Annotated in this window: 17 protein-coding genes and 1 pseudogene; 10 read left to right on the top strand and 8 right to left on the bottom strand. The window is 61.2% G+C overall.

Translation table 11 applies throughout. The annotated features are described in order from the left end of the window. Window positions 1-201 precede the first annotated feature (201 nt). The 9 genes from IVB18_RS35640 to IVB18_RS35600 all read left to right on the top strand — a co-directional run bounded on the left by IVB18_RS35640 (window position 202) and on the right by IVB18_RS35600 (window position 11,364). Window positions 202-1,011, top strand: a complete 810-nt coding sequence (locus IVB18_RS35640) for an ABC transporter permease (protein WP_247984972.1) — start codon at window positions 202-204, stop codon at window positions 1,009-1,011. 56 nt (window positions 1,012-1,067) lie between these two features. Continuing rightward, window positions 1,068-2,060, top strand: coding sequence for an ABC transporter substrate-binding protein (locus IVB18_RS35635; protein WP_247984971.1), 993 nt, complete (start codon window positions 1,068-1,070; stop codon window positions 2,058-2,060). Window positions 2,061-2,086: 26 nt separating this feature from the next. After that, the gene (locus tag IVB18_RS35630) at window positions 2,087-2,905 is read left to right on the top strand and encodes an ABC transporter ATP-binding protein (RefSeq protein ID WP_247991803.1); all 819 of its coding nucleotides are present in this window, start codon (window positions 2,087-2,089) and stop codon (window positions 2,903-2,905) included. A 215-nt stretch (window positions 2,906-3,120) separates the two neighbouring features. Further along, window positions 3,121-4,518, top strand: coding sequence for a hypothetical protein (locus IVB18_RS35625; RefSeq protein ID WP_247984970.1), 1,398 nt, complete (start codon window positions 3,121-3,123; stop codon window positions 4,516-4,518). Further along, complete coding sequence (locus IVB18_RS35620; RefSeq protein WP_247984969.1) at window positions 4,515-5,666, top strand: Gfo/Idh/MocA family oxidoreductase; 1,152 nt, start codon at window positions 4,515-4,517, stop codon at window positions 5,664-5,666. Before IVB18_RS35625 ends, IVB18_RS35620 begins: the two co-directional genes overlap by 4 nt. 10 nt (window positions 5,667-5,676) lie before the next feature. Then, on the top strand, window positions 5,677-6,867 hold the full coding sequence (locus tag IVB18_RS35615; RefSeq protein ID WP_247984968.1) for a dihydrodipicolinate synthase family protein: 1,191 nt from the start codon (window positions 5,677-5,679) through the stop codon (window positions 6,865-6,867). After that, complete coding sequence (locus tag IVB18_RS35610) at window positions 6,867-7,730, top strand: sugar phosphate isomerase/epimerase family protein (RefSeq protein WP_247984967.1); 864 nt, start codon at window positions 6,867-6,869, stop codon at window positions 7,728-7,730. The genes IVB18_RS35615 and IVB18_RS35610 overlap by 1 nt, the downstream gene beginning before the upstream one ends. A gap of 229 nt (window positions 7,731-7,959) precedes the next feature. Further along, window positions 7,960-9,345 carry a serine hydrolase gene (locus tag IVB18_RS35605; RefSeq protein ID WP_247984966.1) on the top strand — a complete coding sequence of 462 codons (1,386 nt, stop codon included), beginning with the start codon at window positions 7,960-7,962 and terminating at the stop codon, window positions 9,343-9,345. 1,263 nt (window positions 9,346-10,608) lie between these two features. Then, window positions 10,609-11,364, top strand: a complete 756-nt coding sequence (locus IVB18_RS35600) for a Crp/Fnr family transcriptional regulator (RefSeq protein ID WP_247984965.1) — start codon at window positions 10,609-10,611, stop codon at window positions 11,362-11,364. A gap of 31 nt (window positions 11,365-11,395) precedes the next feature. Here the strand turns inward: IVB18_RS35600 and IVB18_RS35595 are convergent, their stop codons facing one another. From IVB18_RS35595 to IVB18_RS35580, 4 genes are all read right to left on the bottom strand, one after another. Next, the gene (locus IVB18_RS35595) at window positions 11,396-11,587 is read right to left on the bottom strand and encodes a hypothetical protein (protein ID WP_247984964.1); all 192 of its coding nucleotides are present in this window, start codon (window positions 11,585-11,587) and stop codon (window positions 11,396-11,398) included. 40 nt (window positions 11,588-11,627) lie between these two features. Further along, entirely contained in the window at window positions 11,628-11,837 is a 210-nt protein-coding gene (locus IVB18_RS35590; protein ID WP_247984963.1) for a hypothetical protein, read from the bottom strand. A 218-nt stretch (window positions 11,838-12,055) separates the two neighbouring features. After that, on the bottom strand, window positions 12,056-12,508 hold the full coding sequence (locus tag IVB18_RS35585; RefSeq protein ID WP_247984962.1) for a phasin family protein: 453 nt from the start codon (window positions 12,506-12,508) through the stop codon (window positions 12,056-12,058). A gap of 472 nt (window positions 12,509-12,980) precedes the next feature. Beyond that, a complete protein-coding gene (locus IVB18_RS35580; RefSeq protein ID WP_247984961.1) occupies window positions 12,981-13,160 on the bottom strand; it encodes a hypothetical protein in 180 nt (59 codons plus the stop codon). 96 nt (window positions 13,161-13,256) lie between these two features. On the opposite strand from IVB18_RS35580, the pseudogene IVB18_RS52020 reads away from it, so the two are divergent. After that, window positions 13,257-13,409, top strand: a pseudogene (locus tag IVB18_RS52020) (acyl-CoA dehydrogenase); the annotation flags it as partial. A gap of 5 nt (window positions 13,410-13,414) precedes the next feature. Here the strand turns inward: IVB18_RS52020 and IVB18_RS35575 are convergent. From IVB18_RS35575 to IVB18_RS51835, 4 genes are all read right to left on the bottom strand, one after another. After that, window positions 13,415-13,744 carry a GcrA family cell cycle regulator gene (locus tag IVB18_RS35575; RefSeq protein ID WP_247984960.1) on the bottom strand — a complete coding sequence of 110 codons (330 nt, stop codon included), beginning with the start codon at window positions 13,742-13,744 and terminating at the stop codon, window positions 13,415-13,417. 41 nt (window positions 13,745-13,785) lie between these two features. After that, entirely contained in the window at window positions 13,786-13,968 is a 183-nt protein-coding gene (locus IVB18_RS35570) for a hypothetical protein (RefSeq protein ID WP_247984959.1), read from the bottom strand. A 141-nt stretch (window positions 13,969-14,109) separates the two neighbouring features. Beyond that, window positions 14,110-14,427, bottom strand: coding sequence for a hypothetical protein (locus IVB18_RS35565; RefSeq protein WP_247984958.1), 318 nt, complete (start codon window positions 14,425-14,427; stop codon window positions 14,110-14,112). A gap of 169 nt (window positions 14,428-14,596) precedes the next feature. After that, window positions 14,597-14,974, bottom strand: a complete 378-nt coding sequence (locus tag IVB18_RS51835) for a dodecin family protein (protein ID WP_276581201.1) — start codon at window positions 14,972-14,974, stop codon at window positions 14,597-14,599. Window positions 14,975-15,037: the final 63 nt, after the last annotated feature.

Below are 15,037 nucleotides of genomic sequence, written 5' to 3'. Positions count from 1 at the left end.
GTTGTGGTTGAACCGAGGGGCCGCGGCGTACTGGATTCCCCGCCTTCGCGGGGAATGACACCGAGGATGTGGCGCCGCCAATGCATCCCTCCAAACAGCCCGGAACCGCCGCGCAAAAACGTCACAGGGGAAACCGCTGGACAGTATTTATCCAACGGGTTAATTTCTCCCCCGAACGAACAAGAATACCGGGAGTGAGACGTGGCTGAGTTGAAGCCGCAAAGTGCGGTGTCCAAGATGCTGAATGCGGCCTGGATTCGGCCGTTTTTGTTCCTGGTCTTCATTGTCGTCGCCTGGGATCTCGCGATCCGGCTGTTCAGGATTCCCGCCTATCAGATCCCGTCGCCGGGCGATGTCATTGCAGTGCTGCGCACCGACTGGCCGGAACTGCTGCGCCAGTCCTGGCCGACGACCTATGCGACGGTCTGCGGCTTCCTGCTGTCGGCGCTGTTCGGCATTCCCGTGGCGATGCTGATCGCGGGGTCGAAGACGGTGGAGAGCTATGTCTATCCGCTGCTGGTGTTCTCGCAATCCGTGCCGAAGATCGCGATCGCGCCGCTATTCGTAGTCTGGTTCGGCTTCGGCATTATTCCAAAGGTGATATCGGCTTTCCTGCTCGGCTTCTTCCCCGTGGTGGTCTCGGCCGTGCAGGGCTTCAAATCGGTCGACCCCGACATGGTCGATCTCGCCCGCGCGATGCAGGGCAGCCGGTTCCAGGTGTTTTGCGCGGTGAATTTGCCGCACGCGCTGCCTGCGATCTTCTCGGGTCTGAAGGTGTCGGTGACGCTCGCCGTGGTCGGCGCCGTCGTCGGCGAGTTCGTCGGCTCCAATTCCGGCATCGGCTACGTGATGCAGCGCTCGATCGGAACCTTCGACCTGCCGACGATGTTCGCGGCCCTCGTGATCCTGGCGCTGCTTGGCGTGGTGCTGTTCTGGATCGTGGACCGGATCGAGAAGTTGATCATTCCCTGGCATGTGAGCCAGCGTGAGGACGTGATTTTCGCCTCTTAAAGCGAAGCAACAACGGCCACGAACGGCCGAAGCAACAACGACAAGGGAGAGTAGCGATGAAGCGGTGGATAGGAGCCGTCTCGGCGGCGCTGATGGTGTTCGCGATCGCGCCGGCGCAGGCGGCCGACAAGGTCGTGCTGATGCTCAACTGGTACGTCTACGGCGAGCATGCGCCGTTCTATTATGGCAAGGCCAAGGGCATCTACGCGGCCGAGGGCATCGACCTCGAGATCCAGGAAGGCCGCGGCTCCGCTGCGACCACGCAGGCCGTTGCCGCCAAGACCGCCGCCTTCGGCTATGTCGACGTTCCCACCATGATGCGCGCTGCGATCAAGGGCGCGCCTGTGATTGCGACCGGCGTGCTGCTCCAGACCAGCCCGATGTCAGCCATGGGTTTTGCCGACAAGAACATCAGGAAGCCCGAGGACATCAAGGGCAAGACGGTGGCGATCACGCCTGCGGACTCCATGACCCAGATCTGGCCGCTGTTCCTGAAGAAGACCGGCCTGAAGGAGAGCGAGTTCCAGACCGTGGCCGGCGATGGCCAGACCAAGCTCAACGCCGTCATCAACGGCCAGGCTGATCTGTTGCTCGGCTACGTCATGGACCAGTCGATGAAGATCAAGGACGCCACCGGCAAGGACGTCTATCCGATCAAGTTCGCCGACTACGGCATTAACATGGTCTCCTCGGGCATTATCGCCAACTCCGATTATGTGAAGGCCAACGCCGACCTCGTCCGCCGCTTCATGTCGGCGACGACGAAGGCCGTCGAGGCGGCCGAGAAGGAGCCGAAGGCGGCGGCGCAGTCGATCCTCGATGCCAACCCGAAGGGCGGCAAGATCGATACCCTGACGCAGGGCTTTGAGCTGACCATTCCGCTCTACCGGACCGCGGATACCAAAAGCAAGCGGCCGTTCCAGGTCACCGACCAGAACATGACCGACAGCGTCAATCTGATGGTCGAATATGGCGGGCTCGACGCCAAGGCCAAGGACAAACCGAAAGCCTTCTACACCAACGACTACCTGCCGAAGAGCGGCTCGTGAAACCAGCCGCGATATCGAGTGACGCCATGCAGCCGGCCGCGCATCTGAGACTGGTGAGCGACCGGGCCGCTGGCGATGCGTCGGGCATCACACTGTCCGGCGTGTCGAAGACCTATCGGACGCGCGACGGCGACGTGCCGTCGCTGCGGCCGCTCGACTTCCACATCAACGACGGCGAGTTCTTCGTCGTGGTCGGCCCGTCCGGCTGCGGCAAGTCCACGCTGCTCAAGCTGATCTCCGGACTGTTGCCGCCGACGGCCGGCGAGATCCTGGTCGAGGGCGAGAAGGTGACGAAGCCGCACGGCAATGTCGGCATCGTCTTCCAGAGCGCGCTGCTGCTGCCATGGCGCAACATTCTCGCCAACGTGATGCTGCCGATCGACATGAAGCGGCTGCCGCGGCAAGAATATCTCGACCGAGCCAAGGCGCTTTTGAAGCTGGTGGGGCTGGAAGGCTTTGAGAAGAAGCTGCCCTGGCAGCTTTCCGGCGGCATGCAGCAGCGCGCCTCGATCTGCCGCGCGCTGGTTCATGATCCCAGGATCATGCTGATGGACGAGCCGTTCGGCGCACTCGACGCGCTGACGCGCGAGCGCATGAATGTCGAGCTGATGCGGATCCAGCGTGAGACGAAGAAGACCGTGCTGTTGATCACGCACTCGATCCCCGAGGCGGTGTTCCTTGCCGACCGCGTGCTGGTCATGACCGAACGGCCCGGTGCGATTGCCGCGATCTACGACGTGCCGCTGCCGCGCCCGCGCTCGCTCGACGTGATGGCCGACCCGGTCTTCACCGAGCTCGTGCAGCGCATCCGCAAGCACTTCTTCTCGCAGGGTTCATTGGACTAGATGGAGATGGTGTTCTCTGAACGGACCACACGCACGGTGCGCTCCCTCCCCCGCTTGCGGGGGAGGGGTGGGGAGAGGGTGTTTCCGCGTCGGGATTGTCCCGTTGAGGAGAGAACCCTCACCCGGCGCTCCGCGCCGACCTCTCCCGCAAGCGGGAGAGGTGCACCGCCGCCGCGGCCAAATCAATTTCACAAAGCTCCTCATTCCGTAGACCCATGCCTGTGCGCCTGAAGCTGCGAGACATCGCATTCTTTGAACGACCCGTGCATTTCGCGCGGCCGTTCCGCTTCGGCGCGATCACGATCAACGCGACGCCGCAGCTGTTCGTGCGCGTGGAGATCGAGGTCGAGGGCAGGGGGAGCTCGGTCGGCGCCAGCGCCGAGCTGCTGGTGCCAAAATGGTTCGACAAGCGGCCGGAGCTTTCGCCGGCGCAGACGGTAGACGGTTTGCGCCGCTCGCTGCAGATCGCGCGCGGGCTTTATCTGGCACAGACCGGATTCCAGACGGCGTTCGAGCTGCATGCCTCGTGCATCGGGGCCCAGGTCGTGGCTTGCACGAAAGAAAATATTCCGCCGTTGGCCGCCGCTTATGGCCCGGCGGAAATGGATAAAGCGATCCTAGATGCGGTGTTGCGCGCCGCCGAGACGAATTTCTTCGACGGGATGGCCGGCAATATCGCCGGCATCGATGCGCGGCTCTCGTCCGATCTGAAGGCGGCGGACATCGCGCGGTTTCTCGCGGATCGAAAGCCGCTGCAGAGCGTCGCTATCAGGCATACCGTCGGCCTTGATGACACAGTTGAAGGTGGGGGCGGCGTCGCCGACGCGCGCGAAAACGCCGGTGCACGCTATTTCAAGCTCAAGCTGGCTGGATATCCCGCGGCCGATGCGGAGCGGCTGGCGCGTATTGGCAAGGAACTCGACACGCTCGGTCATGACTACAAGGTGACTCTCGACGCGAATGAGCAATATGCCGATCTCGCCGCGTTGCATGCGCTGATCGACCGGCTCGACCATGAGCCCGCACTGCGATCGATCTCATCAAGCCTGCTCTATGTCGAGCAGCCGATGCCGCGCGACATCACCCGGCAGTCGCCGCTCGGCTCGCTCGCGGCGCGCGGCTTCATCATCGACGAGGCCGATGATTCTTATGAAGCCTTCCCGGCGGCACGGGCGCTCGGCTATCGCGGCATCTCCTCGAAATCCTGCAAGGGGCTTTACAAGTCGATCGTCAACGCCACGCGCGCTGCGAAATGGAGCGGTGGCGGCGAGAAGTTCTTCGTGACAGGCGAGGACCTGACCTGCCAGGCGGGCCTTGCCGTGCAGCAGGACCTTGCACTCGGTGCCTTCATCGGAATCGCGCACGCCGAGCGCAACGGTCATCATTACGTCGACGGCTTTGGCGATGCGCCCGCCGCGGAAGCCCAGGCCTTCGCCGCCGCGCACCCCGATCTCTATGCCGACGCCGGCCAAGGCGTCCGGCTCAACATTCACAACGGCGATCTCCTGACGGGGTCGCTCACCGCAACGGGCTTTGCGACGTCGGTCCATCCGGACTGGTCGGCGCTGGCCCCGCTTGAACAGCCAAAATCACTTCAGGAGCAATTGGCATGACCACCCAACGCCTCGGCCTCATCATGAACGGAATCACCGGCCGCATGGGGCTCAACCAGCATCTGATCCGCTCGATCGTCGCGATCCGCGACCAGGGCGGGGTCCGGCTGAAGAACGGCGACCGCGTAATGCCCGATCCGATCCTGGTCGGCCGCAGCGCCGACAAGGTCGAAGGGCTCGCGAAGCAGTTCAACATCGCGCGCTGGACCACCAATCTCGATGCGGCGCTCGCCGACAAGAACGACACTATGTTCTTCGACGCCGCGACCACCCAGGCGCGGCCCGGCTTGCTGACCCAGGCCATCAATGCCGGCAAGCATGTCTATTGCGAGAAGCCGATCGCGACGAATTTTGAAGAAGCGCTCGAGGTGGTCAAGCTTGCCAACGCCAAGGGCGTCAAGCACGGCACGGTGCAGGACAAGCTGTTCCTGCCCGGCCTGAAGAAGATCGCCTTCCTGCGCGATTCCGGCTTCTTCGGCCGGATCCTCTCGGTACGTGGCGAGTTCGGCTATTGGGTGTTCGAAGGCGGCTGGCAGGAGGCGCAGCGACCGTCCTGGAACTACCGCGATGAAGACGGAGGCGGCATCATTCTCGACATGGTCTGCCACTGGCGCTACGTGCTCGACAACCTCTTTGGCGAAGTCGAGAGCGTTATGTGCATCGGCAACACCGACATCCCCGAGCGCTATGACGAGCAGGGCCAGAAGTACAAGGCGACCGCCGACGATTCCGCCTACGCGACATTCCAGCTCAAGGGCGGCGTCATCGCCCACATCAACATGTCCTGGGTGACACGCGTCTATCGCGACGACCTCGTCACCTTCCAGGTCGACGGCACGCTCGGCTCGGCGGTCGCGGGCCTCTCCGACTGCGTGATCCAGGCGCGGCAGGCCACGCCCCGGCCGGTGTGGAATCCCGACGAGAAGCGGCTGCACGATTTCTACGGCGACTGGCAGAAGCTGCCTGACAACGTCAGCTACGACAACGGCTTCAAGGAGCAGTGGGAGATGTTCATCCGCCACGTCTACGAGGACGCGCCCTACAAGTTCACGCTGCTCGAAGGCGTTAAGGGCGTGCAGCTCGCCGAATGTGCGCTGAAGAGCTGGAAGGAGCGGCGCTGGATCGACGTCGCCCCGATCAAGGTCTGAGGAGGGAACGATGAACAAGCCCGTCCTGCCGATGTCGTCATTGTCGCTGAAGCTGCCGAAGGCCGACCGGTCGATCGAGACCTACCGGCTCGCGGCCTCGCGAACATTTCCCGCCAAGCTCGAGGGTGCGCTGAATCGCATCGCCTTCTCGGCCGTGCACACCGTTGTCGATCCCTTCGCCGACAACGATCCCTGGCTCTCGGTCGCCGTCGACTGGGACAAGACCATCGCCTTCCGCGAACACGTCTGGGACCTCGGTCTCGGCGTCGCCGAAGCCATGGACACCGCGCAGCGCGGCATGGGGCTGGACTGGCCGACCTCGCTGGAATTGATCACGCGCTCGGTCGCCGCCGCGAAGCGGCGCAATGCGCTGGTGTTCTCGGGTGCCGGCACGGACCATCTTGCGGTCGAGGATGCCAGGACCATCGACGACGTGATCCGTGCCTATGAGGAACAGATCTCCGCGGTCGAGAAGGTCGGCGGCCGCATCATCCTGATGGCGTCGCGCGCCCTGGCAAAGCTGGGCCGCAATGCCGACGACTATGCCAAGGTCTACGACCGCGTGCTGTCGCAGGTCCGCGAGCCCGTGATCATCCACTGGCTCGGCGACATGTTCGATCCGGCGCTGACGGGCTATTGGGGCACGAACGATCTCGACAAGGCGATGGATACCGCCGTTGCCATCATCAACGGCAACGCCGCCAAGATCGACGGCGTCAAAGTCTCGCTGCTCGACAAGCAGCGCGAGATCGACATGCGCCGTCGCCTCGACAAGCGCATCAAGATGTATACCGGCGACGATTTCAACTATGCGGAGCTGATCGCCGGCGACGAGCAGGGATTCTCCCATGCGCTGCTCGGCATCTTCGATGCCATCGCGCCGGCGGCCTCCTACGCCCTGTCGCGGCTCGCGGCCGGGGACGAGGCCGGCTTCCACGATGTGCTGGGCCCGACCGTGCCGCTGTCGCGCCACATCTTCAAGGCGCCGACGCGCTTCTACAAGACCGGCGTGGTGTTCATGGCCTATTTGAACGGCCACCAGGATCATTTCACGATGGTTGGCGGCCAGGAGAGCACGCGCTCGACGCTGCATCTGGCCGAGCTATTCCGTCTGGCCGATAAGGCCGGCCTGCTCGCTAATCCGGAGCTGGCGACGCTGCGGATGAAAACGGTGCTGGCTTCGCACGGGATCGAATCCTAATGCGCGATTTTTCGTCCGACCATCGCTGGCTATCGCTGAACACGGCGACAGTCCGCAAGCAGGGTGACCTCGTCGAGATCATCGATGCGTGCGCGCGTCAGGGCATCCGCGCCATCGACCCCTGGCGCGATCAGGTCGCCGCCGTCGGTCTAGACCGCGCCACGCGTGCGGTGCGCGAGGCCGGGCTCGAATTGTCCGGCTATTGCCGCGGCGGCATGTTCACCTCTGATGCCTCGCGCCGAAGCGAGGTGCGCGACGACAACCGGCGTTGTGTCGATGAAGCCAAGGCGCTGGGTGCGCCCTGCATCGTGCTGGTCGTCGGCGGCCTGCCGCAATATTCGCGGCCTGGCAGCGAGGCGTCGAAGGACATCGCCGGCGCGCGGACGCAGGTCGAAGAGGCGCTGGCCGAGATGCTCGATTATGCCAAGCAGGCAAAGCTGCCGCTCGCGATCGAACCCTTGCATCCCGCCTACGCGGCGGACCGCGCCTGCGTCAATACAACGAAGCAGGCGCTCGACATCTGCGACCGGCTCGATCCCGGCCGCAGCGGCATGCTCGGCGTCGCGCTCGACGTCTATCACATCTGGTGGGATCCGGAGCTGAAGGAACAGATCGCACGCGCCGGCAAGGATCGTTTGCTGGCATTCCACGTCTGCGATTGGCTGGTGCCGACCAAGGACATCCTCAACGACCGCGGCATGATGGGCGACGGTGTGATCGACATCAAATCCGTGCGCGCCGCGGTCGAAGCGCAGGGCTATGCCGGCTATTCCGAGATCGAGATTTTCTCCAACGACTGGTGGGGTAGATCAATGGACGAAGTGCTCCGCACCTGCATCGAGCGGCACCGAACGGTGGTGTAGCTCCCGTGAGCGCCGCCCTCACGGGCTTGCGACCTGTTGCAGCGTGTTGAAGCGCGCCTTCTGCTCGCTGCTCAGCGTGGCATAGAACTCGTCCAGGGCGGGTTCGACCAGCTTGGCGGCTCATCGCGCTTTAGTCGGGCAGCGGCCCGACATGCTTTGATGAGTTGAGAGTCATCTCAGAATCTATTTAAAAGCGAACGCCAAAGGCTCATATTTTCAGTCGATGCCCATGTTCGGCATTGCGATGGAGCGGGGAAGCATGCGTTGGGTTCTCAGATTATTCAAATTTCTCCTAGCGATTCTGCTTCTAGGGATTTTGGGGCTGAGCGGCTTGCTCGCCTTCGTCCGTCCGGAATTGTTGCCGCTCGCCTCCGCTTATGCGGCAAAAACCGTCTGCTCGAACGTGTTCGTCGCCAAACGGGACGCGGATGCGGCGATTCGAACCGACGTGCAGTTTGCGGAACATCTCGTCGTCAAACTCATGAAAATCGACATCGATACCGCCAACCGGCGTGTCGAGGCCGCGCTTTTCGGCCTGTTCGGCAAGCGTTACGCCGCATATGCCGAGGGGCGTGGTTGCACACTGGTTTCAAAAGACGAAATCCCGGCCCGCGCTGCCGCGCCGTCATTGCTGCCGCTGCCGATGCCTGAAGCGCTTTGGCCGATCGGCGAGACAGCGCAATTGTCCGATGATCGTCGTTTGTGGGCGGCGCTGAACGATCCGGTTCTCCAAGGACCGGGCATGCGCGCGATCGTCGTCGTCCATGACGGGCGCATTGTCGGGGAGACCTATGGCGAAGGCTTCAATGCTTCGACACCCTTGCTGGGCTGGTCGATGACGAAAACCGTCAATGCCGCCCTGGTCGGAATGGCGATCAAGGACGGCAAGCTTTCGCTGGACCAGAAGGGTCTGTTTCCGCAGTGGTCCGGGGACGCGCGCGCGGATATCTCGGTGGCCGACTTGATGGCTATGTCCAGCGGTTTGGAATTCAACGAGGACGAGGGCCTCATCAATGACGCCGCGCGTTTGGAATTCCTGGTGAGAGATGCGGCGGCCTTTGCGAGGGATAAAGCGCTCGTCGCCGCGCCCGGGACGACATTCCATTACGGGTCAGGCTCGTCCGTCCTGTTGGCGCGGATCTGGCAGAACGCGATTGGACCGGCGGCGCAGGCTTTCCCGCAGGAGCGATTGTTCAAGCCCTTGGGTATGACCAGCGCCGTTCTCGAATCCGACCCGTCGGGCACATTCCTCGGCGAAGCCTTTCTCTACGCCAATGCACATGATTGGGCGCGTTTCGGCGAATTTTTGCGCCTGGGCGGAGAATGGAAGGGCCAACAGCTTTTGCCGGCGGGTTTCGTCGATTACATGCGCTCGCCCGCGCCTGCGTCCGATGACGGCCACGGTCCTGTCTATGGTCGTGGACAGCTTTGGTTGGCCCCAGGCCTGGGGTTTGCCCTTCCCGCCGACACGTTCATGTTGAACGGGCACCTGCGCCAGACGATCACGGTCATCCCCTCGCGCAAATTGGTGATCTTGCGCATGGGGTTAACGCGTGAGGATATTGGCTATAGCAACGCGAAACTGCTGCACGCCATCGTCGCCGCAGTTTTCTGAACCTTTTTGAACGATGACAATGCTGGACAGTCGAGTGGCCTCCGAGACTTCCGCTCGGCTGAGCGCGCCGAGGAGGCGAATGGAATAAATGATGCACCTACTTCCGGGTTTGGCCCTTGTGCGAAGCTCGGCTGCGGTACGAAATGGTCTGGTGATCGGGACAGACCGGAAGTGGCAGAGCGCCGGTCAAACCGTCCCTATTGATCCTTACCGGAAGTGGCGCGCCGATGATTTGCTGAACAAACTTCTTCCTAGGCCAGTCCAAATGACCGGTTTGCAGACGTCTCCCCCAAATCAATCGTTTGTCGGACGCGTTTATGCGCTGGCCTCTATCGACGCACGCCCACCAGCGATAAATGCACTCTGGTCGAAAGGACGTGCGTTCGCGCACAAAGTACGATGCTACGTTTCGGCGCGTGCGTTTTGATCGCGCGGCAACGTGACCTATGCCGGACGCCGGAATATCGAACGCAGTTGCAGTCACCGCGCAGTAAGATCGCCCGCGGCTATGTCGAAGATGTTGACTGACTGTGAAGTAGTTTACATCCCTGTGTTCTTGGCCCGGGCTAATGTGGCGAAGGCTTCTTACTTTGAAGGAGGCATTCAATGCACACCGCAATCAAATGGAACTCCCGATATAATGCTCGCGAATGGGTGACGATGGCTGGGACGCTCGTCGTCCAACTCCGCACACTGAATGCAAACCGACAGAAGGGCGAAAGCAAGTCAAGGCGGCCACTCTGGAAACACTTCGACGACACCCATCATTGGGACTCAACCGCGGAGGAATGGGTTCCCGACCATGATCGGTGATCGTGCAGCCTTAGCGGCCTAGCGGGCCAGCTTAAGATGCTAACCGAGACCTCGGGCAGATAGAATAAGAGAACCTGACAAGGGTCCGTTCGTGGCCCCTTCGCCGACTTGCCAGGGCGAGCTCGCCATGCCGCCCCCAAGGGCAGAGCGGACATGGCATGCCTTCGCTTGGCAATGGAACTGCTGTTGCGGAACGCACTACGGTGTTACCCATACGCATTTTGCAATTGTCTGGGGCCTCGCAAATACTGCTAACTCTTTCAGCGGCCAACGCAGAATAATCGCATCGGCGTTGTGAGCGTTTGGAGTTTGATTGTTGAGATTAATAACGTCTGCAAGCGAATTCGGCTGCGTTGCGCCTGGTGAACACAGATTCAAACAACCCCTGAAGTCGCCCTTCCTCTCGGAATGGACAAGCCAGAAGATGCCTCGCCCGAGAGGCTTCCTGACGTGATTTTCCCCGGGCGAATTCGCAACCGCCTCCTGGCGGCAGTGCCACCAGCGGACTTCGCTTCGCTTGCATCCGACCTGGAGACAGTCGCGCTCGATCAGGACGCGGTTCTCTCGCGCACCGGCGACCGTCTTGAGCACATTGTCTTCCCCGATAGCGGGGCCGTTTCGCTGATGGTCAACATGGCAAGCGGGCAGACGGTTGCCACTGCCGCTGTCGGCCGCGAGGGCGCTGTCGGCATGCTTTCGGTGCTTGGACCGTCGCCTTCAGCGATCACGGCCGTCGTTCGTGTGGCGGGCACTGCCTCGCGGATTCCGGCCTCGCGGTTTAAGGCGGCGTTCGATCGAAGCCCAGCAATACGGCAGGTCGTCCAGCTTCACATCAGGGCGATGCTTGCGCAGTTTCAACTCGGCGTGGCATGCAATGCGTTACATCCGGTCCAGGCAAGGATGGCCCGCTGGCTGCTCCAGTTTCGCAATCGGACCGACCACGACGTCCTTCCGCTCACCCAGGAAGCGCTGTCGCAGATACTCGGCGTGCGGCGAACCACAGTGACTCTCCTGATGCGCAGTCTGCGCGCGTCCGGAGCGATCCGATCGGAGCGACGAGGTCAGATCGAAGTCGATCTAATGCGGCTTGCTGCGGCCGCTTGCGAATGCCACGGCACCATGACTCGCGAACTCGATGAGATTTTGTCGATCGGTGTGCCCAGATCTAGCATTCCGGTCACGCCACCTGATGTGATATCGAGGTGATGCCTTGCGAGCAGCTGATGTTTCGAGTTGATCAGCTTGTCTTCGCTCGACCAGAGCCTGACGCGGATTCAGCCTCAAGCTCCGCAATTTCGCGCAGCACTCGCGCCACCTCACGCAACTCGTTGCGCGCAGGGCCCGGCTTCAGCCGTCGTGCCTCGATAAGAAAATCCTTCGCCTGCAAAAGCCAAGCGGACGTTCCCCGCGAAATTTGCATGTGCGCCATGGTGTCCCTCCATCGCGATCATCGATGCATGTTTGGTCGATCACGCCAGTAAGCGGGCGGTGCGAGGCGCAAAGCCGCCGGCCTCGTCGACCCAGGCTTCCCGGGCGAACCAGTCGTGATTGGACCGGCAAATCGGGCAGCGAGTGTGTGCAAAGAAAACGGGGCTGCGCCGAAAGCTCTCGCGATCGGTCTTGATCCCGGTCGGGATCGCGCGTCCGGTCTGCGGACACCTGATCATGATCATGCCCATGTGAGCCTCCCCTGGATTTAATTTTTTGGATTTTCTCTATTGGTCTTTAAAAACAAACCGGCCGATTGGATTGCGCTTCTTGTTGGTGCGGTGGGCTTGGGGGGCATCGCGCACCTGCCTGTTCTTCGACCGAGCATGGGTGGGCATGCTCGTGGCGGAGCTTGGTCCAACCGGCCGGATCTCCCTCTTGAACGAACCTGGATGTAGTTGACTGCGGCTTAGCTACCCTGGTGAAGTACCTTGGCGACGTGCTTCCTGAGCGGCTCGCCAGTTTCTGTCGCAAACTTCTGCGTCAGAACCCACAGGTCCTTGCTCTGGGCGGATGCGGTATCGAAAGCCCTGCGCGCCTGCCCTGTCGACACGGCAACGAGATCGGTCGCCGACCTGCTACCCAGGAGGTGGATGAAGAAATCGATCGCGGAGGCGGTATTGGCGTTTGAGATCTCGATGATCTTGAGGCCGTAGTCGGTCGCGCTCCTTGCGTTGGTAGAATAAGTCTCGCGCAATGCTTCGGCCATCTCCTCGGTCGCCGCTTTGATCTTCTCGCAGCCTTCCCGCGCGCGGGTCACGCCCTGCTCGGAAACTTCCCTGAGTACGCCGTGCAGCGCAAGCTTCGGGAATTCGAGCGACGGCATCGCAGAGCCGTTCGTTCCGTTCGGTTCAGCTTTCATTTCACTTTCACTCACGACTATCCCCATACTCAAGCGACACCGTTTCCCCGGCGCCGATTTGCGCCGCAGGAGTTCGTGGAGGCGGGATGCCCGCTTCCGTGTGTCCGATTTGGTTTTTGATGAGCTCCTGTCCAGCCCAGTTACCACTATGTCCCAGGTGATATGGGCTGTCGGTTCGCTTTGCGACTCTCGACAAAAAATTTTGGGACGATGTCAAGTGACTCAATCGTCATATCAACAGAATGGTGCTGTGCAACTATCCGGGACACGAAATCGATTGGCAGCAATGCCGGAGGCGCCAGCCACTCGCGAACTTTGAGTTTGGGATGTTTGATATATGGACCACCTCTTCGTCGCTGCGGGAGCACAATGCTCTCATTCACCGATAACAGCCGAGAGGCGCGTGGTGATATCCCGGGTAGTATGGTGACCATTCGCGGAGCAACGAGGGAGGAGGTCGGTCGACCATGCCTTAAGTGGACGCGGACAGAGCTCGCTTGGTGACCTCGCGGTCTTTCTGGAGATCAGCTTCGAGCTCAAGGATGATGTCGTGGAGCAGACATGCGGCGAGCGGGTCGGTAACCTCTCGTTCCAACAGGCGATAGCGCGCGATCCGGGCTTCTTGCTCGGTGAATCGGCCCTCTGTGGACATGCGGCATCCCTCCGACTAACCGACGCGGAGGTGACCGTATTGTTTCCCTAAAATTTTCAGATCATTTTCTATGGTTGATGATCGGTAAGCGGCAAGTGCGAGGTCCGGCGCGACGGCAACGACTACGTCATCAACGGGCGCAAATGGTTCACCTCCGGCACGACGAACGAGAATTGCGAGAGTTTGATTGTGATGGGCAAGACTGCGCCCGATCATCCCGACCGCCATCGCAAGCCGACGGTCGTGGTGGGCTCTTAGCCAGTGTTCCTGACCGCTTCAGCTAGAATGGCGTAAAGCTGCTGCTTGCTGAATTCCTTGGGTGGCTGCCTCTCGGCTGTGTTCCGCGACACCTTTTTTGCCACTGGACGGGCGCAGGCGGCCGACGACGCCGGCCTTGGCTTCGCGGTCGGCCTTATCTTGGGTCTTGCTGTTGGCGGCTTGTGGCCACGCTTCAAGCCTAAACGGGTTAGCATGCCGCAGGCTGCGTTACGGCTACACCCGAGACGGCGCGCAATCTGCGCCGCGCTCTGTCCTGCGGCCCAGAGCCTTTTGAGCAGCGCTACGTCTTTCGCATCCCAGCCCATGGAAGATACATTATAGCGCCGACTGCCAGAGATGGGCTAGTCTAGTTTTCGTCCGGCTCGCGTACGACCGCCGGTTCGTCGGCGTCATCCTCCTCTCTGTCCTCTTCGTCCTCGTCCTCGTCATCTTCATCAGGATCTCGGGGCGGCATCGCGGTGCCCATAAGCACAAGCGACGTCCAGTCGATCGCTGTGGTGAAAAATGTTTCGGAGGTGTGTTGCTTCATGTTGTTGGTGCTCCTCGAAAAGCACGAGCAGTCGAATATTCCTGACGGACGACGTGCGGATGTCCAGGGCGCGATCGCTCCAATGCGACAGCGAACAGGTCGACTGCACCAGCAAGCGACCGCACCCACACAACTGGCGGCTTACGAATACTTTATGTCCGAGGACTCATCACGTTCTATGTTCACCAAAACTTCGCCGGTAGTGATTTCGGGATCTCCAAGATCGAGGTCATGCAGACTTGCTTGAACAAACTCCAGTATCTTGGCGTTCGCTGCATTGGCGCTTTCGCGGTCCTCGAATATCATCACTGCGACACCAACGCCGTTGCCCCCATCCAGCACATAGTAAGATCTGAATCCGCGCGATTGACTTAGGATCTGACCGATGCCGCTCTTGGCGCGGCGGGCAGCGTCCGCAACCGAACGAACCTTGGTGTACTTGCGAATGACCATGTACATGAGGCCACCACGCGTCACAGTTCCCGCCCCCACGCATCAAAGCATATCGGGTCCCAGTTGGACTAGGGCCTACTTCCGAGATGGGTCAAAAACGCCGGTTGGCGGGCCGCGCGACACGCCTTGCTCCAATGAGCCATCCTCGCCCGCAAGCGGGGCGAGGTGCTGAGGCTCAGGAGCCCTCGAACTTGAACGATACGTTGAGCTTGGCGCGATAGGCCTCTACTTTTCCCTTGGCATCCAGTTGCATATCGAGTTTGACGACCTCCGCAATGCGAAGATCCCGGAGAGATTTTGCGGCTTGCTCGACCGCATTGGCGGCCGCCTTTTCCCATGAGTCGTTGCTGGTACCGATCAGTTCAATGACCTTGTAGACGCTATCAGGCATGTCGTCCTCCGTTCGGTATGAAGCAGGAAGCAGGTGCTCCCTGCCGTCGTGAAATCTAGCATCAGGATATCGGCGCTGACACGACGCGATTGTCTCGGGGGCATCGTTCGTGCGGTTCAGCGAGCTGGTTGGAGTACCACCAATGATGACGTGGACAGCCATCAGCTTTCATGCAGAATGTCATTATCCCGATGCCGCAGCCTCGCCACAGTCTGCGCCAGATCG

The organism is Bradyrhizobium sp. 186 (assembly GCF_023101685.1).
GTDB lineage: Bacteria > Pseudomonadota > Alphaproteobacteria > Rhizobiales > Xanthobacteraceae > Bradyrhizobium.
Note: the sequence above shows the minus strand (reverse complement) of the source record. Positions and strands in the feature narration are given on the sequence as shown.

Excerpts from the sequence above, each read along its gene's own strand:
- IVB18_RS35635 (WP_247984971.1), top strand. The coding sequence starts at position 1,068 with ATGAAGCGGTGGATAGGAGCCGTCTCGGCGGCGCTGATGGTGTTCGCG.
- IVB18_RS35630 (WP_247991803.1), top strand. The coding sequence starts at position 2,087 with ATGCAGCCGGCCGCGCATCTGAGACTGGTGAGCGACCGGGCCGCTGGC.
- IVB18_RS35625 (WP_247984970.1), top strand. The coding sequence starts at position 3,121 with ATGCCTGTGCGCCTGAAGCTGCGAGACATCGCATTCTTTGAACGACCC.
- IVB18_RS35620 (WP_247984969.1), top strand. The coding sequence starts at position 4,515 with ATGACCACCCAACGCCTCGGCCTCATCATGAACGGAATCACCGGCCGC.
- IVB18_RS35615 (WP_247984968.1), top strand. The coding sequence starts at position 5,677 with ATGAACAAGCCCGTCCTGCCGATGTCGTCATTGTCGCTGAAGCTGCCG.
- IVB18_RS35610 (WP_247984967.1), top strand. The coding sequence starts at position 6,867 with ATGCGCGATTTTTCGTCCGACCATCGCTGGCTATCGCTGAACACGGCG.
- IVB18_RS35605 (WP_247984966.1), top strand. The coding sequence starts at position 7,960 with ATGTTCGGCATTGCGATGGAGCGGGGAAGCATGCGTTGGGTTCTCAGA.
- IVB18_RS35595 (WP_247984964.1), bottom strand. The coding sequence starts at position 11,587 with ATGGCGCACATGCAAATTTCGCGGGGAACGTCCGCTTGGCTTTTGCAG.
- IVB18_RS35590 (WP_247984963.1), bottom strand. The coding sequence starts at position 11,837 with ATGGGCATGATCATGATCAGGTGTCCGCAGACCGGACGCGCGATCCCG.
- IVB18_RS35585 (WP_247984962.1), bottom strand. The coding sequence starts at position 12,508 with ATGAAAGCTGAACCGAACGGAACGAACGGCTCTGCGATGCCGTCGCTC.
- IVB18_RS35580 (WP_247984961.1), bottom strand. The coding sequence starts at position 13,160 with ATGTCCACAGAGGGCCGATTCACCGAGCAAGAAGCCCGGATCGCGCGC.
- IVB18_RS35575 (WP_247984960.1), bottom strand. The coding sequence starts at position 13,744 with ATGGGCTGGGATGCGAAAGACGTAGCGCTGCTCAAAAGGCTCTGGGCC.
- IVB18_RS35570 (WP_247984959.1), bottom strand. The coding sequence starts at position 13,968 with ATGAAGCAACACACCTCCGAAACATTTTTCACCACAGCGATCGACTGG.
- IVB18_RS35565 (WP_247984958.1), bottom strand. The coding sequence starts at position 14,427 with ATGTACATGGTCATTCGCAAGTACACCAAGGTTCGTTCGGTTGCGGAC.
- IVB18_RS51835 (WP_276581201.1), bottom strand. The coding sequence starts at position 14,974 with ATGGCTGTCCACGTCATCATTGGTGGTACTCCAACCAGCTCGCTGAAC.